This window comes from Bacillus sp. FSL W8-1202 (assembly GCF_038006165.1).
GTDB classification, from domain to species: domain Bacteria; phylum Bacillota; class Bacilli; order Bacillales; family Bacillaceae; genus Bacillus; species Bacillus subtilis.
In genome coordinates this window covers 22,501-40,497 of the sequence record NZ_JBBOUR010000002.1, presented here as the reverse complement: position 1 = coordinate 40,497, position 17,997 = coordinate 22,501, and the positions used below count along the sequence as shown (strand labels likewise).

At 45.0% G+C, this 17,997-nt stretch carries 12 protein-coding genes, 20 tRNA genes and 1 pseudogene (1 of these 33 only partly in view); 5 read left to right on the top strand and 28 right to left on the bottom strand.

What is annotated here, in order from left to right; all coding sequences use genetic code 11:
- The first annotated feature begins 42 nt into the window (after positions 1 to 42).
- The 3 genes and pseudogenes from NSQ09_RS20260 (at position 43) to NSQ09_RS20250 (ending at position 3,501) form a co-directional block, all read left to right on the top strand.
- On the top strand, positions 43 to 1,329 hold the full coding sequence (locus tag NSQ09_RS20260; RefSeq protein WP_088272451.1) for a UDP-glucose dehydrogenase family protein: 1,287 nt from the start codon (positions 43 to 45) through the stop codon (positions 1,327 to 1,329).
- Positions 1,326 to 2,276, top strand: a complete 951-nt coding sequence (locus NSQ09_RS20255; protein WP_144453540.1) for an NAD-dependent epimerase/dehydratase family protein — start codon at positions 1,326 to 1,328, stop codon at positions 2,274 to 2,276. The genes NSQ09_RS20260 and NSQ09_RS20255 overlap by 4 nt, the downstream gene beginning before the upstream one ends.
- A 2-nt stretch (positions 2,277 to 2,278) precedes the next feature.
- A pseudogene (locus NSQ09_RS20250) lies at positions 2,279 to 3,501 on the top strand (glycosyltransferase family 4 protein).
- Positions 3,502 to 3,574: 73 nt separating this feature from the next.
- On the opposite strand, the gene NSQ09_RS20245 reads toward NSQ09_RS20250, so the two are convergent.
- Genes NSQ09_RS20245 through cotSA form a run of 3 tightly spaced genes read right to left on the bottom strand, consistent with a single transcriptional unit; the run spans position 3,575 to position 6,208 of the window.
- Entirely contained in the window at positions 3,575 to 4,003 is a 429-nt protein-coding gene (locus NSQ09_RS20245) for a hypothetical protein (RefSeq protein ID WP_014480647.1), read from the bottom strand.
- Between the two features lies 1 nt (position 4,004).
- Positions 4,005 to 5,060 carry a spore coat putative kinase CotS gene (cotS, locus tag NSQ09_RS20240; protein WP_041340320.1) on the bottom strand — a complete coding sequence of 352 codons (1,056 nt, stop codon included), beginning with the start codon at positions 5,058 to 5,060 and terminating at the stop codon, positions 4,005 to 4,007.
- 14 nt (positions 5,061 to 5,074) lie between these two features.
- Positions 5,075 to 6,208, bottom strand: coding sequence for a spore coat protein CotSA (gene cotSA, locus NSQ09_RS20235; protein WP_129137860.1), 1,134 nt, complete (start codon positions 6,206 to 6,208; stop codon positions 5,075 to 5,077).
- Between the two features lie 189 nt (positions 6,209 to 6,397).
- On the opposite strand from cotSA, the gene cotI reads away from it, so the two are divergent.
- Positions 6,398 to 7,471: a spore coat kinase CotI gene (gene cotI / locus NSQ09_RS20230; protein ID WP_129137861.1), complete on the top strand. Its 1,074-nt coding sequence runs from the start codon at positions 6,398 to 6,400 to the stop codon at positions 7,469 to 7,471.
- A 79-nt stretch (positions 7,472 to 7,550) separates the two neighbouring features.
- Positions 7,551 to 8,018: a TspO/MBR family protein gene (locus tag NSQ09_RS20225; RefSeq protein ID WP_003229024.1), complete on the top strand. Its 468-nt coding sequence runs from the start codon at positions 7,551 to 7,553 to the stop codon at positions 8,016 to 8,018.
- A 30-nt stretch (positions 8,019 to 8,048) separates the two neighbouring features.
- Here the strand turns inward: NSQ09_RS20225 and glgP are convergent, their stop codons facing one another.
- The 25 genes from glgP to NSQ09_RS20100 form a co-directional block, all read right to left on the bottom strand.
- A complete protein-coding gene (gene glgP, locus NSQ09_RS20220) occupies positions 8,049 to 10,445 on the bottom strand; it encodes a glycogen phosphorylase GlgP (protein WP_033884545.1) in 2,397 nt (798 codons plus the stop codon).
- Positions 10,432 to 11,886 (bottom strand): glycogen synthase GlgA, encoded by a 1,455-nt coding sequence (glgA, locus tag NSQ09_RS20215; protein ID WP_129137862.1) that lies wholly within the window; start codon positions 11,884 to 11,886, stop codon positions 10,432 to 10,434. The genes glgP and glgA overlap by 14 nt, the downstream gene beginning before the upstream one ends.
- Complete coding sequence (gene glgD / locus NSQ09_RS20210) at positions 11,883 to 12,914, bottom strand: glucose-1-phosphate adenylyltransferase subunit GlgD (RefSeq protein WP_004398841.1); 1,032 nt, start codon at positions 12,912 to 12,914, stop codon at positions 11,883 to 11,885. Before glgD ends, glgA begins: the two co-directional genes overlap by 4 nt.
- A gap of 23 nt (positions 12,915 to 12,937) precedes the next feature.
- The gene (locus NSQ09_RS20205; protein WP_341032564.1) at positions 12,938 to 14,080 is read right to left on the bottom strand and encodes a glucose-1-phosphate adenylyltransferase; all 1,143 of its coding nucleotides are present in this window, start codon (positions 14,078 to 14,080) and stop codon (positions 12,938 to 12,940) included.
- Positions 14,077 to 15,960, bottom strand: coding sequence for a 1,4-alpha-glucan branching enzyme (glgB, locus tag NSQ09_RS20200; RefSeq protein WP_341032563.1), 1,884 nt, complete (start codon positions 15,958 to 15,960; stop codon positions 14,077 to 14,079). Before glgB ends, NSQ09_RS20205 begins: the two co-directional genes overlap by 4 nt.
- A gap of 232 nt (positions 15,961 to 16,192) precedes the next feature.
- Positions 16,193 to 16,264: transfer RNA gene (locus NSQ09_RS20195), tRNA-Glu, on the bottom strand.
- Positions 16,265 to 16,289: 25 nt separating this feature from the next.
- A tRNA-Ser gene (locus NSQ09_RS20190) sits at positions 16,290 to 16,380 on the bottom strand.
- Positions 16,381 to 16,383: 3 nt separating this feature from the next.
- A tRNA-Asn gene (locus NSQ09_RS20185) sits at positions 16,384 to 16,458 on the bottom strand.
- Between the two features lie 12 nt (positions 16,459 to 16,470).
- Positions 16,471 to 16,547: transfer RNA gene (locus tag NSQ09_RS20180), tRNA-Ile, on the bottom strand.
- A 15-nt stretch (positions 16,548 to 16,562) separates the two neighbouring features.
- Positions 16,563 to 16,636, bottom strand: a tRNA-Gly gene (locus NSQ09_RS20175).
- A 10-nt stretch (positions 16,637 to 16,646) separates the two neighbouring features.
- A tRNA-His gene (locus NSQ09_RS20170) sits at positions 16,647 to 16,722 on the bottom strand.
- Positions 16,723 to 16,739: 17 nt separating this feature from the next.
- A tRNA-Phe gene (locus NSQ09_RS20165) sits at positions 16,740 to 16,815 on the bottom strand.
- A 12-nt stretch (positions 16,816 to 16,827) separates the two neighbouring features.
- Positions 16,828 to 16,904 (bottom strand) — tRNA-Asp (locus tag NSQ09_RS20160).
- 11 nt (positions 16,905 to 16,915) lie between these two features.
- Positions 16,916 to 16,992 (bottom strand) — tRNA-Met (locus NSQ09_RS20155).
- A gap of 17 nt (positions 16,993 to 17,009) precedes the next feature.
- Positions 17,010 to 17,102 (bottom strand) — tRNA-Ser (locus NSQ09_RS20150).
- A 6-nt stretch (positions 17,103 to 17,108) separates the two neighbouring features.
- A tRNA-Ile gene (locus NSQ09_RS20145) sits at positions 17,109 to 17,185 on the bottom strand.
- A 2-nt stretch (positions 17,186 to 17,187) separates the two neighbouring features.
- Positions 17,188 to 17,264, bottom strand: a tRNA-Met gene (locus NSQ09_RS20140).
- A gap of 20 nt (positions 17,265 to 17,284) precedes the next feature.
- Positions 17,285 to 17,357: transfer RNA gene (locus tag NSQ09_RS20135), tRNA-Ala, on the bottom strand.
- 5 nt (positions 17,358 to 17,362) lie between these two features.
- A tRNA-Pro gene (locus tag NSQ09_RS20130) sits at positions 17,363 to 17,439 on the bottom strand.
- A gap of 15 nt (positions 17,440 to 17,454) precedes the next feature.
- Positions 17,455 to 17,531: transfer RNA gene (locus NSQ09_RS20125), tRNA-Arg, on the bottom strand.
- A gap of 9 nt (positions 17,532 to 17,540) precedes the next feature.
- Positions 17,541 to 17,626, bottom strand: a tRNA-Leu gene (locus NSQ09_RS20120).
- Positions 17,627 to 17,640: 14 nt separating this feature from the next.
- Positions 17,641 to 17,715 (bottom strand) — tRNA-Gly (locus tag NSQ09_RS20115).
- A gap of 5 nt (positions 17,716 to 17,720) precedes the next feature.
- Positions 17,721 to 17,807, bottom strand: a tRNA-Leu gene (locus tag NSQ09_RS20110).
- Between the two features lie 10 nt (positions 17,808 to 17,817).
- Positions 17,818 to 17,893: transfer RNA gene (locus tag NSQ09_RS20105), tRNA-Lys, on the bottom strand.
- 37 nt (positions 17,894 to 17,930) lie between these two features.
- Positions 17,931 to 17,997, bottom strand: a tRNA-Thr gene (locus tag NSQ09_RS20100); it runs 9 nt beyond the window's last position.

Here is a 17,997-nt window from a genome sequence, read left to right as displayed (position 1 = left end):
ATATTGATATATGACCAGTAATCTTGTAAAGGAGCTCAGGTGATGAAAATTTGTGTGGTTGGCGCCGGGTATGTCGGTTTAACCCTATCAGCGGCACTGGCATCCATCGGACATGACATGATATGCACAGACAAAGACGTCAAAAAAATCGGGCAGCTGAAAAAAGGAGTCATTCCCTTTTATGAGCCTGGGCTTTCAGATGCAATACTTCGTTGCGGCAATCTCTCGTTTTCTTCTGAAGTGAAATCGAGCATGGAGGAATGTCCCGTTATTTTTATCGCAGTCGGAACCCCGCCGCGTTCGGACGGATCAGCTGATACGAAAGCCCTGCAGTCCGTCATCGGTGATTTAAGCGAGTCAATCCGATCGTATAAAACCATTATTACGAAAAGCACTGTTCCGCCCGGGACAAATGAAAACATAGCAAAACAGCTGATTGCCTCCGGAGTGTCTAGAAACCTCTTTAATGTCGTATCCAATCCGGAGTTTCTGCGGGAAGGCAATGCCTTATATGACATGCTGCATCCTGACAAAACAGTCATCGGTGTTCAGGAAGAAGATCACGTATCGGCAGCCATCGTCAAATCCATTTACAAACACATTGATACCCCTTTTATCGTTACAAGCTTAGCGGGAGCAGAGCTGATCAAATATGCCAACAATTTCTTTTTAGCGGCCAAAATTTCGTTTATTAACGAAATGGCCCGCATATGTGAAGCCTATCAATCAGATATCTCAGATATTTCCCGCGCTATCGGTCTAGACCCAAGGATCGGGAAGCACTTTTTGCAGGCAGGCATCGGATACGGAGGCTCTTGTTTTCCAAAGGATCTGCAGGCGCTGCAATTTGCTGCCCAGGAAAAAAACACGGAAACCTTCTTGCTCCGGGCCGTGCAGCACATTAATGACACCCAGCTCGGCTTGTATATCAAAAAAATACAGTCATTCTTCGAAACACTTCAAGGCAAGAAAGCAGCTGTACTCGGCATTTCCTTCAAACCGAATACCGATGACATCAGGAATTCTCAGGCTGTCAGACTGATGGAAAGGCTGGCGGAGCTGGGATGTGATGTTCATGCATATGATCCTGAAGCTGTACTTCCAGAACATTTGCGGCAACATATAACTCAGCATTCTCAAGCTTTTGATGCGATCGAAGAGAGTGACTTTTTATTTTTGGCGACAGAATGGTCTGAGTTTTTAGCGTTTGATTGGAAAAAGGCTGCAGATATCATGAAAGGGCGTCTTGTGATTGACGGGCGCAACGTACTGAAAAAAGAACTGATCGAGGCTTGCGGCCTGATCTGTACGGGAGTTGGCCGTCCATGAAAATACTCGTCACAGGAGCAGCGGGCTTTATCGGCTCCCACCTCTGCGAAGAATTACTAAAAGATAAGAAACACAACGTTATCGGAATTGATGACTTTATCGGTCCTACTCCATTTTCCTTGAAATTAAAAAACCTTAAAAACCTGCTGTCGGAAAAGCGATTTACGTTCATAAAGGAAAATCTGCTGACAGCGGATCTTGCTCCCTTACTGGAAGAAGTAGACGTCATCTTTCATTTGGCGGCCATACCGGGAGTCCGCTCAAGCTGGGGCAATCATTTTCACCCATATGCCGCGCATAATATCCAAGCGCTCCAAAGGCTCCTCGAGGCGTGCCGGGAACATTCTATTCAAACGTTCATCTTTGCATCCACCTCTTCCGTCTATGGCGAAAAACAAGGAAAAGTCAGCGAAAACACGTCGCTTTCTCCTTTATCTCCGTACGGGGTAACAAAGCTTACGGGAGAAAAGCTTTGCCATGTGTATCAACAGAGCTTTGGCATTCCAATTGTGATTCTCCGTTTTTTTACCGTATACGGGCCAAGACAGCGGCCGGATATGGCTTTTCACCGGCTCATTAAGCAGCATCTTCACCAAAAGCCGCTTACCATCTTCGGTGATGGGCAGCAGTCAAGAGATTTCACTTATATCGGTGACTGTGTCAAAGGCATCACCGCTGTTCTTGGGAAACCCCATCTTATTGGTGAAACAGTAAATATCGGCGGCGCAGAGCGTGCCTCAGTCTTAAAGGTTGTCTCCCTCATTGAGGATATTTCTGGTAGAAAAGCAACACTGCACTTTTCGGACAAAATAGCAGGGGAACCGAGCAACACGTGGGCGGATATTACAAAAGCAAAACAGCTCTTGCATTATGATCCCGCCACATCCTTAAAGAATGGCTTGACCAACGAAATCGCCTATTTATCGTCGCTGTATCAGGGGGAATAAAAATGAAGCTTGCCTTTATCTGTACAGAAAAGCTGCCGGCGCCCGCAGTACGCGGCGGCGCTATTCAAATGATGATTGACGGTGTCACGCCCTATTTCAGCAGCAGGTACGACCTGACCATTTTTTCAATAGAAGATCCATCGCTTCCAAAAAGAGAAACAAAAGACGGCGTACATTATATCCATCTGCCAAAAGAACATTACCGCGAGGCGGTAGCCGAAGAGCTGCGAGCCTCTTCCTTTGATCTCATTCATGTGTTCAACAGGCCTTTAAATGTCTCTTTATATAAAAAAGCCTCACCAAACAGCAAGATCGTTCTGAGCCTGCATAACGAAATGTTTTCTGAAAAAAAGATGACCTTCGCGCAAGGAAAAGAAGTACTCGACAATGTCTCCATGATCACAACTGTGAGCAAATTTATTAAACAAACCGTTATTGAACGTTTCCCTGAAGCCGCGGACATCACAAAAGTTGTGTATTCCGGCGTTGATTTAAACTCTTATCCGCCCGTCTGGACGATGAAAGGCTCGGCTGTCAGAAAAACATACCGGAAAAAATACGGTATTGAAGATAAAAAAGTTATTTTATTCGCCGGCCGCTTAAGCCCGACAAAAGGACCTCACCTTCTCATACACAGCATGAGACGGATTTTGCAGCAGCACCCTGATGCTGTACTGGTCATAGCAGGCGGGAAGTGGTTCAGCGATGACAGCGAAAACCAATATGTAACCTATCTGCGTAAGCTGGCGCTGCCATACAGAGACCACATAATCTTTACAAAATTTATTCCCGCAGACGACATCCCAAACCTTTTTCTGATGGCAGATGTATTTGTGTGCAGCTCTCAGTGGAACGAACCCCTCGCCCGTGTGAATTATGAAGCAATGGCGGCCGGCACGCCCTTAATTACCACAAACCGGGGCGGAAACAGTGAAGTCGTAAAACACGAAGTCACCGGCCTTGTCATCGACAGCTACAACAAACCTTCTTCATTTGCAAAAGCAATTGACAGAGCCTTTACAGATCAAGAATTAATGAACAAAATGACAAAAAACGCCCGACAGCATGTAGAAGCTTTATTTACCTTTACCCATGCTGCAAAAATGCTCAATACTGTTTACCAATCCGTTCTGACCCCGAAAAACAAACAATTTCCGCCGCCTTTTCTGACGCGAAATTTTGATTTATCATCTATCAATAGCTTTTTGTGAAAGCAAAAACATAAAACCTACAGCTCGTGTTGCAAAACGGGCTGTTTTTTTGCTGCAGAGAACATGAAAAAAGGCATAAATATGACTTTATGCCTTGCGCTTTACGGTTTGAGAAAACCATGGAGCTGGTTTAGATTCACTTGGAAGAATAATGATTTCCACTCTAGCTTCCTCTGCTACGTCTGGTTCTTCTTCATCCTCTTCTTCATATGGGGGCGCTGAGCGTTTCGAATCACGCTCCTCCTCAGGCTCCGGAGTGGTTTCGAATTTTGTTTCTTCTTCATCATCGACGATTTTGTGATCTGTTTCCTTTTCCTTCGTTTCTTCTTGATATTCTTTCGATGCATTGATGTGAGGGAGCTCTCGAATGCTGCCCATATCTAAATGCTTCTCCTCTTCTCCCTTCTCAGCTGGGATTGAGTCATGAGCCTGCCACCCCATCGGTCCAGGCGGTGTAAATACGAATTGGTCGAGATCCAGTTTAGAAATAGAGGCTTTTTGTCTCGATGACCTCATGTCAATTCGCCTCCCGATACGCTTTTATCTTTTTATACAGTTCCGGCAGATTATCCAAAAACGAATCTTTAGATCCTTCAACAGAAATCATGTTTTGCAGCGCCCAGTTATATTTCTCATCTGACCACGTTTTCTTTTGCTTCAAATAATATTTGTGCCCGATTGCACAGAACAAATGCGGAAACGCGAGATCTATCCAAAGTACCTCGTACTGTTTTTCTGTGAGCGGATACACTGCGTCATAGGCCGCAAGCAGTGCAACCATGAAATCAGTATCCCATACAGAAAGCTTAACCATCACTTTATTCAGAAGAATACGAAGGTCTCTTGACGGCAAATCGTAGGTAATCGAGTGAAGCTCCTTTAAAAAAGGCTCCCCTTCGATCTCAGTCAAACGTGCCAATGTAAAATCCTGAAAACAGAATCCGCCATGCTCGAGCGTCTCTTTTGTCCAGGTTTCGTATTCTGAGTCATCAAGCGCTTGCAGTGCTTTTTTTCCTCTTGCCAGCATTTTATCAGCATGTTTTAAGAAAGTTTGCGAAAATACGTCATCAGGATAAGATGCCGCGATCTGCATATTCCCTTCAAGTTCCTGCAGCTTCCATCGGTACAATTTATGCCATTTTCCCAGCCTGCTTCTCTTCTTGCTTTCATCTGTGCAAATATATCCTTTTGAGGCATGATGAAAATGGCCGGCAAATGACATGACTTTTTTCATTTGCTCTGCATCATAGTAAATCATTTCTTTTCCTGTCACTTTGTCATATAAGCTGTAAGAAACCTGATCCGTGCCCAAGCAGCTACCGCCATTTTTTGTTTGATGAATCGGCGCTATCGGCAGCCCTTTCTCTTGTAAATGGGCATGTGCCTGAGTGATAAAAAGCATCCGCTCCGGTTTCATTTGTGCTTCTTTTAGCAGCTTTGGGCCATGATCAGTTTCGACTTCCCAGATTTTGCGCCCGCTTTTGTTCGATTTCAGCGCCACATGGTCGATATGAAACGGATAATAGCTGAGAATTTCGGACACAATCTGTTCTTCATGCTCTTTTTGGTACACTCTGTTCACCCCTTTTATCTGTTCTTTTCATAGACGCTGAGCAGATTTTCAGCCACCCTCCGCCAGCCGAAATTGCTTTCTGCCTCACGGCGGCTGTATTTCCCAAGCCGTTCCCGCTTTTCCGAGCTGCTCAGCAAATCATTGATATGTTCGGCATATTGTTTAGGATTTTCAAAGTCATGAATGATGTAGCCGTTTTTCCCTTCCTCTATGACCTCTGGATTGCCTCCCCGATTGCTTGTAATGATAGGCAGTCCCGCAGCCATCGCTTCATAATGCACCCTTGCTAAAGGCTCCTGCCACTGCGAAGAGCATACAAATACATCTGACATGGTATAAAGGCGTGGAATGTCCTTTGGCTTCACAAATTGAATAAATGTGACATGATCCTTTTGCATCGCACCGAGGGTATGAAGATGTTTGACATAGTTATTTAATTCATTATCTCCGAACCATTTGGACCCGATAAACACCATCATGACATCGGGATGCTCCTCAATGATGTCCGGCAAAGCCTGCAATAAAATGTGCGGGCCTTTGACTTTGCTAAGACGGCCGACAAACAGTACGATTTTTTTGCCATGAAGCCCCAGCTCGCTTCGCATCTCTTCGAGAGCCCGCTGTCCTTCATTCGTCCAGCGGGGATGGTACGCTTTTAAATCCACACCGGAATACACTGTTTTTGTTTTTGATCGTGCTGACGGAAAACGGCTTGTGATCGTCTGTCCGATATAATCGCTGACCGTAACAATCTGCGCTACGGAGTCGATGCAAATCTCGCCTTCCGCCTGGCTGATTTTATCGTAAGCGAACATTTCATTGTGAACGCTCAAAATAAAAACAGCATCCGGCGCCTTTTTCTTCAATTTCGGAACCCAGCTTGGGCGATTACAAACATGCACAAGATCAAAACGGCTCTTTTTCAGCTCTTCTCCAACGGCTTCTTCATAACGGTCTTCATCCAAATGCACATAATGGACACCGTCTACCTTCTCTCTATCAGCGAGATTCGGATCTTTAATAGAAAACACAGTCACCTCATGTTTTTTGGCAATTAAAGGGGCAACCGCTTCTAGGTAGATTTGAATGGCGCCTCCTCGAACCGATGGGACAGGAAGCTTCTCTGTGGCGATCAGTGCTATTTTCATACATAGCCTCCATTCCTGCATGATTTTTAACTAGTTAGAATCATGATACGGCTGAACAACCAACTTGTGCGGAATGGGACTGCCCTAAAAACAAAACGGGTAAACAACCATATTCATCTATTAAATATAGTCAAATATCTCAATCATTTTTTCCTTTTGATTCATAAGGTAGGAGTAAAACAGGTAAGGATGTGTCCTTTAATGGCAGAAAACCATGAAGTCATTGAGGAGGGGAATTCATCAGAGCTTCCTTTATCAGCAGAAGATGCAAAAAAATTAACGGAGCTGGCTGAAAATGTGCTTCAAGGATGGGATGTGCAGGCTGAAAAAATAGACGTCATTCAGGGAAACCAGATGGCGCTTGTCTGGAAGGTCCACACAGACTCCGGCGCGGTTTGTCTAAAACGAATACACAGGCCAGAAAAGAAAGCGTTGTTTTCCATTTTCGCGCAGGACTATTTAGCAAAAAAAGGCATGAATGTTCCTGGCATACTCCCAAACAAAAAAGGCAGCCTATATTCCAAGCACGGCTCATTTCTATTTGTCGTATATGACTGGATCGAAGGAAGGCCGTTTGAGCTGACTGTAAAGCAGGACTTGGAGTTTATCATGAAAGGCCTTGCTGATTTTCATACAGCTTCCGTCGGATATCAGCCGCCAAATGGCGTTCCCGTATTTACCAAATTAGGTCGCTGGCCGAATCACTACACGAAACGATGCAAACAGATGGAAACGTGGAAGCTGATGGCGGAGGCGGAAAAAGAAGATCCTTTCTCACAGTTTTATCTTCAGGAGATAGATGGCTTTATTGAAGACGGGCTGCGCATCAAAGACCAGCTTTTGCAGTCGACCTATGTTCCATGGACTGAACAGCTGAAAAAAAGCCCTAACCTTTGCCACCAGGATTACGGAACCGGAAATACACTCTTAGGGGAAAATGAACAGATTTGGGTCATTGACTTAGATACCGTTTCATTCGATCTGCCTATTCGCGATTTGCGCAAAATGATTATTCCGCTTTTGGATACGACGGGCGTTTGGGATGAAGAAACATTTCATGTCATGCTGAACGCATACGAATCCAGAGCCCCATTAACTGAAGAACAAAAACAAGTCATGTTTATTGATATGCTGTTTCCTTACGAGCTTTACGATGTCATTCGCGAAAAATACGTCCGCAAGTCGGCTTTACCGAAGGAAGAATTAGAATCAGCTTTTGAATATGAACGCATTAAAGCAAACGCATTGCAGCAGCTTATTTAAGACCATCATTTCCCCCGCATATCGGGGGTTTGATCTTTATAAGATAAAGGGTAATTAAATACATGCGGAGGTTGCAAATATGAAAAAGATTGTCGGCGCTTTAGCCGTTTTTGTAATTACATATGCGCTGTTTTCAGCCGCAGGCTACCTGTTTCCTGTGGACCAAGAATGGTACAATTCATTGAAAAAACCGGACTGGACGCCAAGCGGAACTGCGATCGGCATCATTTGGGCCATCCTGTTTGCCCTGATCTCCCTTTCAGCAGCCATTGTATATGCTGCGTTTTCATTTAAAGGTGCGAAAAGCTTTTGGTTTACACTTTTGATAAATTACGTGCTCAATCAAGCCTTCAGCTATTTCCAGTTTACGCAAAAAAATCTGCTGGCTGCATCGCTTGACTGCCTGCTTGTCGCCATCACAGCAATCGTATTACTGATCATTGCCAAAAAATACAGCAGAGCCGCAAGCTATCTTCTTTTGCCTTATTTTTTATGGAGTGCATTTGCGACGTTCTTATCCTTTACAATCAATTCAATGAATCTGTGAACAAAAAAAGCCGCTTATACAGCGGCTTTTTCACATCATCGGCTTGATGCCCCAAATGTCCTTCGCATATTCCCGGATCGTGCGGTCGCTGGAGAAATATCCAGAATGAGCAATGTTTACAATCGAACGCTCAGACCATTTCCTTCGCTCCCGATAATCAGCTTGAATTCGCTCCTGTGCATCTGCATATGAGCTGAAATCCTTCAGCACAAAATACTCATCATTATGCGGAAGCAGCGAGTCAAAGATCGATTCAAATTCATCTGCCTCTCCTTCAAAAAAACCATTGATCAACTGATCCGCTACCTGCCTGATTCTTCTGTCATGCTGATAATATTCCCTCGATCTATAGCCGCCGTTTTCCTGATACGATAGAACTTCATCCGCCTTTAAGCCGAACGTGTAAATACAATCAGGGCCCACCCGCTCAAGGATCTCGATATTTGCGCCGTCATGCGTGCCGATCGTCAAAGCCCCGTTCATCATAAACTTCATATTCCCTGTACCAGACGCTTCCTTGCTTGCGGTTGAAATTTGCTCACTTACGTCTGATGCCGGAAAAATTCGCTCAGCCATAGAAACTCTATAATTTTCTAAAAAAACAACTTTGATCAGCTGTTTGACTGCCGGATCATAATTGACTTTTTCTGCGACAGAATGGATCAGCTTAATGATTTTCTTGGCATAATAATAGCTTGGTGAAGCCTTTGCCCCGAAAATAAAGGTTTGCGGGTAGATTGAAAACCCGGCGTCCTCCTTGAGGCGGTTATACAAATACATAATGTGAAGAACATTCAGCAGCTGCCGTTTATATGCATGAAGCCGTTTCACCTGTACGTCGAATATGCTGTCAGGGTTCACAACCACCCCGGCCGTGCAAAAAATCAAATCGGCAAGCTCTTGTTTTTTCTTGCTTTTGTTGTTTTGAAACTGTTCAATAAATGCAGGATCAGTGGCGTACGGTTCTAAACGGATCAGTGATTCCGGCTGTTTGACCCATTCATCGCCGATCGCCTCTGTAATGATGGCAGACAAGCCTGGATTCGCTTTTAACAGCCAGCGCCTGTGGGCAATTCCATTCGTCTTATTGTTAAAACGATTCGGAAACAGCAAGTGAAAGTCGCGCATCTCCCTTTCCATTAATATATCGGAATGTATTTTTGCAACGCCATTTACACTGTAACTGCCTACTATGGCCAGATGAGCCATTTTGACAACACCATGCGCTGTAATCGCCATGTCCTCTATCCTTTTCCAGTCTCCCGGATACTTTTCCCAAACTGCGCGGCAAAACCTCTCATTGATCTCTTCAATAATCATGTACATTCGCGGGAGCAGCGGCTTAAACAAATGAATCGGCCATTTCTCGAGCGCTTCTGACAATGTTGTATGATTTGTATAAGAAATCGTATGTACAGTGATATGCCAAGCTTCTTCCCAGCTCATGTTCTCTTCATCGAGCAAAATCCGCATCAGCTCAGGCACCGCAAGCGCAGGGTGAGTGTCATTAATATGAATGCTCACTTTTTTATGCAGGCCGGATAAAGATTTATGTGTTTTTCGGTAATTGTTCACAATGCTTTTTAAGCTTGCGCATACTAAAAAATACTGCTGCTTCAGCCGTAAAATTTTCCCCTCATCATGGGTGTCATCGGGATATAAGAATTCAGAAACCGCTTCTGTTTCCCGCTTATAAGACAAAATATTACCGCCGTGATAATGCGCATAGGGCTCGGCGTTCCAAAGCCTTAACGTGTTGACAGTGCCCGTTTCATAGCCGATGATCGGGATATCATAAGGAACAGCGGTAACAATTGTCGCTTGCTCGTGGCGAAAATGCAGGCGCCCGCTTTTTTCTGTCATATGGACTTCGCCCCAAAACGGCACGTCCACTGCTTGATCCGCATTCCTTACTTCCCATACGTTCCCGTTTTTCAGCCATTGCTCAGGCAGCTCCACCTGATGTCCGTCTACAATTTTTTGCTCAAACAAGCCATGCTTATAACGTATGCCCATCCCGTGCCCTGGCAGGTTCAACGAAGCAAGAGAATCTAAAAAGCAAGCGGCCAAGCGGCCAAGCCCGCCGTTGCCGAGACCTGCATCGTTCTCTATCTGAAGAATTTCCTCTAAATTGATGCCGATTTCCTTTAAACCAGCTTCTACAACATCACGAACACCAAGATTCATTAAGTTTTGCTCAAGGAGCTGACCGAGCAGAAATTCGATTGATAAATAATATGTCTGCTTCCCGGAATTTGATCTGCTTTTTTCATTTGTTTCGATCCAATCAGCGCTGATATACTCTCTGACCATATTGCCCAACGTTTTATATTGATCCAGCTTGGCAGAATCTTTAAAGCTTTTTCCGCACGTCATTTCCAGACGCTTTAAAAATAAGTCTGCAAAGCGTTCTTTACTCGAGAACATCCTGTCCACTCCTTGTCACCTGCTCGAAAATACGCTGATACTCTTTAGCCGACTTCCCCCAGCTGTAATCTGCATTCATAGCGGTCTTCACGATGCTCTTCCATACATCCTGTTGGCAATAAAACGACAGCGCCCTTTCTATCGTAAATTTCAGATCATGCGCATTAAAGGCGGAAAACGTAAAGCCATTGCCCGTTCCCTCTTCCTCCTGATAGGCACGGACAGTGTCGTAAAGACCGCCCGTTTCCCTGACAATCGGAATGGCGCCATATTGAAGAGCAATGAGCTGCCCCAAACCGCACGGCTCAAATTTCGACGGCATCAAAAACATATCAGAGCCCGCATAAATTTGATGGGCTAGCTGCTCATCAAACCCGATATAAGCCCGGCACTTCTCATGAAAAGCAAATTCTGCATACCGGAAATAATCTTCAAATTCACGTTCTCCTGTGCCTAGCACAACCAGCTGTATGTCTTGCTCCTCAAGAAGTTCGTGCATAATTCTGCGGACAAGATCAAGCCCCTTTTGTTTAGTGAGCCTTGTCACCATACTGATCAGCGGAATATCGTTTTTCTCTGGAAGCCCCATCCGCCGCTGAAGCTTCGTTTTGTTTTCCAGCTTGCATGCAAGATCCCCTGAATCGTATTGCGCCTCTATATAAGGGTCGCTTTTCGGCTGATAGAACGTATCATCAATGCCATTTAATATGCCGGTTACATCATCTTCCCTATATTGCAAAACCTGTTCCAACTGCTCACCATAATACGGCGTCATGATTTCATTTCTGTAAGTGGGGCTCACAGTTGTCACATGATCAGCCGCAATGATGCCCGCTTTCATAAAATTAACAAATCCGTTGCATTCTAACCTTTCATAATGAAAATGATCCATCTCAAGACCCAGCAAGTCATGTGTGACATCAGGAGGGAATATGCCTTGAAACTGCAGGTTGTGGATCGTGAGCACGCTTTTCATCCGTTCATAAAAAGGATGTTTTCTGTACTCCTCTTTCAGCAAATAATTGACCATCGCTGTATGCCAATCGTGAGTATGAACAATATCGGCTGGAACATTCACAACTTTGGCAGCCTCCAGCACAGCTCTTGAAAAAAAGGCAAACCGCTCACCGTCATCATAATGCCCGTACAACGAATCCCTGTTGAAATAGTACTCATTGTCGATGAAGTAATAATTCACATCGTCTTCGGCCATATGTTCAATTCCGCAATATTGCTGACGCCAGCCGACAGCTACCGTACACTCAGCCTTTTTTTTCATACGCTTTTTCCACGGTTCAGGTATTTGGCTGTACTTCGGCAGCATCACAGCTACTTCATTGCCTAATCGTGCAAGTGCCTTTGGCAGAGCACCTGCTACATCGGCAAGACCTCCTGATTTCACAAATGGGGTGCATTCAGACACAGCAAATAATATCTTCAAGAATTCATCAGCTCTCCTTGCACCAAACCTTTTCTTAATACAAGCGGCTGCTCAGCTGTTCCAGCAGCTTCCGTCGCCTTGCCGATTTTAACGTCCTTATCAGAAATGACCTGCTCAAGAAGGCAATCCTCGCCAATCTGCGTTTTTTGCATAATAATGCAGTTTTTCAGCTTCGTACCCTTTCCGACATGGACCGCCCTGAACAAAATGCAGTTTTCAACCTCTCCTTCAAGCACACAGCCGTTTGCCACCAAAGAATTTTTGACAGTGCTGTGCTTTCCGTATTTCGTAGGCGGCTCATCCTTCACTTTTGTATAGATCGGCTGCTGCGGCAAAAACACCTGCTGCCAAAAACGAGGCTGAATGAGTTCCATACTGTGGGTATAATATTTTTCCACCGAATCAATGACAGCGGCATAACCTGAATATTCATAAGGGCAAATGGTCAGGGCGGAAGATTCCTTTTCAACAGCCTCCTGAATGGTTTTATAGCCTTTTTCGCTATGTCCGTAGATCAGATCCTTTAAAAGCGTTGTTGACATGATATAGATTTGCAGCGACTGGCCGTCCTGAAATACCTCGGTGACGTCGCAGCCAACCTCCTGATGGCGTTTCAGCACATATTGAAATTGAATGTTGCATACGGTATGGCTGTTGGAGATTACAGCATATTGCTGAGTGCTTCTGTGGAAGTAATCTAGATGGTCCGAAAACTGGCGAAAGGAACCGAATTCATCGTATTCGTGATGAAGATGGGGAGACGGGAAAAAAAAGAGGCCGTCCTTTTTCCGGTGCAAATCCCATTCCTTACCCGCCCCAAGGTGATCCATGAGCGAACGGTAACGATACTTCGGAAAAATTGCAACACTCCTAATATCCGCATTCACCATGTTGGAAAGCATAAAATCAATCAGTCGGTACCTGCCGGCAAAAGGGATCGCCCCGAGCGACCGCTGTGCTGTTAAATCCTGAAGAGAATGCTTATATGTGGTTTCATCTATAACACCTAACATTTGATTATTGAACACTGACTCTGCCCCCTCTTCAGTAATTAAATCAATTCTTTTTCTACAAATTCCTCTGAAACGAGCAGCACCTCTTCAATGTCTTTTTCGGAGCGAATCACTGCGCCATCCGGCAGCACCATCCCATTAGGAACGATGGCATTTTCAATGACTACATGCTCCCCAATCGTCACATCCGGCATTATGACGGATGATGTAACAGTCGTATGCTTACCAACAGTCACACCTTGAAAAAGAACGGAGTGAGACACATTTCCATATACAACACAACCTTCGTTCACAAGCGAATCTTGAACCTGCGCATCAGATGAAATAAATTGCGGAGGCTGATTTGGATTGACGGAGTAAATTTTCCATTTGCGTTCAAACAGCTTCAGCTCCGAGTCCTCTTTTAACAATTCCATATTGGCTTCCCACAAGCTCTGCACCGTTCCGACATCCTTCCAATATCCCTTGAACGGATAAGCAGAAAGCTTCTTTTTCTCTTCCAAAAGCAGTGGAATAATGTCTTTGCCGAAGTCGTGGCTAGAATAAGGGTTTTGATCGTCCATCTCAAGATACTGTTTCAAAAGCGGCCAATTGAATATATAAATTCCCATTGAGGCAAGATTGCTCTTAGGGAATTTGGGCTTTTCATCAAAATGTGTGATCGTCCCATCTGGATTGGCCTTCATGATGCCGAACCGGCTTGCTTCCTCCCAGCCCACTTCGATGACAGAGATGGTCACATCTGCTTTCTTTTCAATGTGATAATCAAGCATTTTGCCGTAGTCCATTTTGTATATGTGATCTCCTGATAAAATCAGTACATACTCAGGATCATACTGATTCAAATAATTGAGATTTTCATAAATGGCGCTTGCCGTCCCTTTATACCATTTGACTTCTGATGACTCGGCATAAGGGGGTAAAACCGTCACGCCGCCATTATATCTATCCAGGTCCCATGCACTGCCGATCCCAATATAGGAATTCAGCTCGAGCGGCTGATATTGCGTTAAAATCCCGACTGTGTCTATGCCTGAATTAGAACAGTTGCTTAGGGTAAAATCAATAATCCTGTATTTTCCCCCGAAAGATACAGCCGGTTTGGCCATATTTTTTGTTAATCCGCTGAGACGGCTGCCCTTCCCGCCGGCAAGGAGCATGGCTACACATTGTTTTTTCATCTTTTTATCTCTCCTCTTTTTTTAACCGCCCGTAAAATCGAGATGCCGTAAGGGGGGATGGTCATCGTGATATAACACGGTTTATGATGAAGTGCTCCCTTTTTAGCCGATAACGGCTTTTTGTTGATTTGCCCTGAGCCTCCATATGTTTCACTGTCACTGTTAAGCACTTCAATGTATTGAGTAAAAAAAGGAACTCCAACATCATATTGATGATAGACCACGGGTGTAAAATTACAAATGATGACAAGCGCCTCACCGTGCTTTTTGCCATAACGAATAAAAGAAAAGATTGATTGTTCGTCATTATGGACATCAATCCATTCAAACGATTGTGCACGATGGTCATGCTCATAAAGGATTTTGCTTTTTTGGTAAAAGCGGAGAAGATCTTGCGTAAAAACGCTGGCTTTCTGATGCATGGGGAAGGAGTCCAAAAACCAATCAAGCTGTTCTGTATCTTTCCATTCATCAAATTGGGCAAACTCTGATCCCATAAAGATCAATTTCTTTCCTGGATGCACTGTCATATAGCCCAGCAAAAGCCGATACTGGGCAAATTTCTGCCAGTAGTCGCCAGGCATTTTATTAAGAAGTGATTTTTTTCCGTATACGACTTCATCATGAGAAAACGGCAATACAAAATGCTCACTAAACGCATATAGTAATGAAAAAGAGATAAGCTGATGACAATGCCGCCTTTCTTCGGGCGGCGTCTCCATGTATTTCAGTACGTCATTCATCCATCCCATATTCCATTTATAATGAAAACCAAGCCCCCCTTCCTCAACGGCACCTGTCACTTGAGGCCATTCTGTAGAATCTTCCGCAATCATCATCACATGGGGATATGCCTCTCTCATGGTTTGATTGAGTTTTTTTAAAAACTCAACAGCATATGGATTCGTGTGGCGTTCATCCTGATTTGGCCAATACAAGATATTAGCCACTGCATCAACCCTAAATCCATCTATATGATAGAATTCCGCCCAGTACAACGCATTCGAAATTAAAAAACTATGAACTTCCGGTTTTCCCAGGTCAAAGTTTGCCGTGCCCCATAACCAGTTCTCCCGATCACGTTCTTCTTTGTATTCATAAAGCGGTTCTCCATCAAACATATAGAGTCCATGTGCATCTTTACAAAAATGTCCGGGGACCCAATCCAAAATGACTCCGATATTTTGTTGATGACATTCATCAACAAACTTCATCAGATCATGCGGCGTGCCAAACCTGCTTGTCGGGCTGTAATACCCCGTTCCTTGGTATCCCCATGAACGATCATATGGATGCTCATACATCGGAAGCAGTTCAATATGGGTAAACCCATGCTCCTTGATATAAGGGATAAGCGTCTGACTTAATTCTTTATAGGAATAATGCCTGCCATCAGAATGCTTCTTCCAAGACCCAAGATGCAGTTCATAAATGAAAACAGGTTTTTCATACAGCGTCTTAGCCTTCTGTTTCTTTTGCCATTTTTGATCTTGCCAGCTGTACCCTTCCAAATTGTAAGTAAGTGACGCTGTGTTTGGTCTGACTTCTGAATAAATAGCGTATGGATCTGCCTTCAGCCTGATCTCACCGTTATTCGTCACGATTTCATATTTATATCGTTCCTTTTCTCCTATACCTGGAATAAATAACGTCCAAATGCCATTATCATTCACTCTGTGCATCACATGCTCTTCTCCAGACCAGCTGTTAAAATCTCCAGCCACTCGTACTTCCGACGCATGAGGCGCCCACACACAGAATTCATATCCGCTTTTGCCATTCAGCTCGCGGTAATGCGAGCCAAACAGCTGATAGCTTTTAAACAGACTGCCTTCGTGAAAAAGATAAACATCATGTGCTGTCGGGCTGGCAGCGGCCATGTAATCATCCTTTCTGACATCATAGTTTTCATTTATAGTATTTATTCGAAGAAATAAAAAAAAGCCCTTTCCTGAAAGCGCTTATACTTATAGACAATTAACTTCATTTTCTGAAGAAAAACGAAATATATGGAGATTTTTGTAGTCTGTTTTTAAAATAAAGAACAAAATCTAAGACATATCATGATTTATAAAAACAAAAAAACCTTGCAGGATATGCAAGGCTTCTGGATGACCCGTACGGGATTCGAACCCGTGTTACCGCCGTGAAAGGGCGGTGTCTTAACCGCTTGACCAACGGGCCGATAATTATGATATCTGTAATCATATGGCGGAGAAGGAGGGATTTGAACCCTCGCGCCGCTTACACGACCTACACCCTTAGCAGGGGCGCCTCTTCAGCCACTTGAGTACTTCTCCATTTGGCTCCACAGGCAGGATTCGAACCTGCGACCGATCGGTTAACAGCCGATAGCTCTACCACTGAGCTACTGTGGAATACAAAAGACATGGTGGGCCTGAATGGACTCGAACCATCGACCTCACGCTTATCAGGCGTGCGCTCTAACCAGCTGAGCTACAGGCCCATGACGATATAGAAATGGAGCGGGTGATGGGAATCGAACCCACGACATCAGCTTGGAAGGCTGAGGTTTTACCACTAAACTACACCCGCAATTTTTATTTGGGGCGATTGATGGGAATCGAACCCACGAATGCCAGAGCCACAATCTGGTGCGTTAACCACTTCGCCACAACCGCCAAAATATATTGATAAATGGTGGCTCGGGACGGAATCGAACCGCCGACACACGGATTTTCAGTCCGTTGCTCTACCAACTGAGCTACCGAGCCTAAGTATTTAAATGGCGGTCCGGACGGGACTCGAACCCGCGACCTCCTGCGTGACAGGCAGGCATTCTAACCAACTGAACTACCGGACCATTTTAAAATTTGGTTGCGGGGGCAGGATTTGAACCTGCGACCTTCGGGTTATGAGCCCGACGAGCTACCGAACTGCTCCACCCCGCGATGATTAGGAATATGTATGGCGGAGGAAGAGGGATTCGAACCCCCGCGGGCTTTGACACCCCTGTCGGTTTTCAAGACCGATCCCTTCAGCCAGACTTGGGTATTCCTCCGTATAGTGGTGGACCTTGTAGGACTCGAACCTACGACCGGACGGTTATGAGCCGTCTGCTCTAACCAACTGAGCTAAAGGTCCATTGGTAGCGGCGGAGGGGATCGAACCCCCGACCTCACGGGTATGAACCGTACGCTCTAGCCAGCTGAGCTACACCGCCAAATATTTTTTGAAATCAAGTGGAGCCTAGCGGGATCGAACCGCTGACCTCCTGCGTGCAAAGCAGGCGCTCTCCCAGCTGAGCTAAGGCCCCAAGAATGGTCGGGAAGACAGGATTCGAACCTGCGACCCCATGGTCCCAAACCATGTGCTCTACCAAGCTGAGCTACTTCCCGATTTCATATAGATCATGGCGCGCCCGAGAGGAGTCGAACCCCTAACCTTTTGATCCGTAGTCAAACGCTCTATCCAATTGAGCTACGGGCGCAAAACTTAATGCCGAGGGCCGGACTTGAACCGGCACGGTAGTCACCTACCGCAGGATTTTAAGTCCTGTGTGTCTGCCAATTCCACCACCCCGGCGTGGATGGTATAGTTGGAGCGGAAGACGGGATTCGAACCCGCGACCCCCACCTTGGCAAGGTGGTGTTCTACCACTGAACTACTTCCGCAGAAATGGTGCGGATGAAGGGACTTGAACCCCCACGTCTGTAAAGACACTAGAGCCTGATTCTAGCGCGTCTGCCAATTCCGCCACATCCGCAACATGTAAATGGTGAGCCATGAAGGACTCGAACCTTCGACCCTCTGATTAAAAGTCAGATGCTCTACCAACTGAGCTAATGGCTCTTCTTACAAGAGACTTGAATATTATATCATATAAAAGTGGTGCCGGCAAGAGGACTTGAACCCCCAACCTACTGATTACAAGTCAGTTGCTCTACCAATTGAGC

Excerpts from the sequence above, each read along its gene's own strand:
- NSQ09_RS20205 (WP_341032564.1), bottom strand. The coding sequence starts at position 14,080 with ATGAAAAAACAATGTGTAGCCATGCTCCTTGCCGGCGGGAAGGGCAGC.
- glgB (WP_341032563.1), bottom strand. The coding sequence starts at position 15,960 with ATGGCCGCTGCCAGCCCGACAGCACATGATGTTTATCTTTTTCACGAA.
- NSQ09_RS20255 (WP_144453540.1), top strand. The coding sequence starts at position 1,326 with ATGAAAATACTCGTCACAGGAGCAGCGGGCTTTATCGGCTCCCACCTC.
- NSQ09_RS20245 (WP_014480647.1), bottom strand. The coding sequence starts at position 4,003 with ATGAGGTCATCGAGACAAAAAGCCTCTATTTCTAAACTGGATCTCGAC.
- NSQ09_RS20260 (WP_088272451.1), top strand. The coding sequence starts at position 43 with ATGAAAATTTGTGTGGTTGGCGCCGGGTATGTCGGTTTAACCCTATCA.
- NSQ09_RS20225 (WP_003229024.1), top strand. The coding sequence starts at position 7,551 with ATGAAAAAGATTGTCGGCGCTTTAGCCGTTTTTGTAATTACATATGCG.
- cotI (WP_129137861.1), top strand. The coding sequence starts at position 6,398 with ATGTGTCCTTTAATGGCAGAAAACCATGAAGTCATTGAGGAGGGGAAT.
- glgP (WP_033884545.1), bottom strand. The coding sequence starts at position 10,445 with ATGTTCTCGAGTAAAGAACGCTTTGCAGACTTATTTTTAAAGCGTCTG.
- cotSA (WP_129137860.1), bottom strand. The coding sequence starts at position 6,208 with ATGAAAATAGCACTGATCGCCACAGAGAAGCTTCCTGTCCCATCGGTT.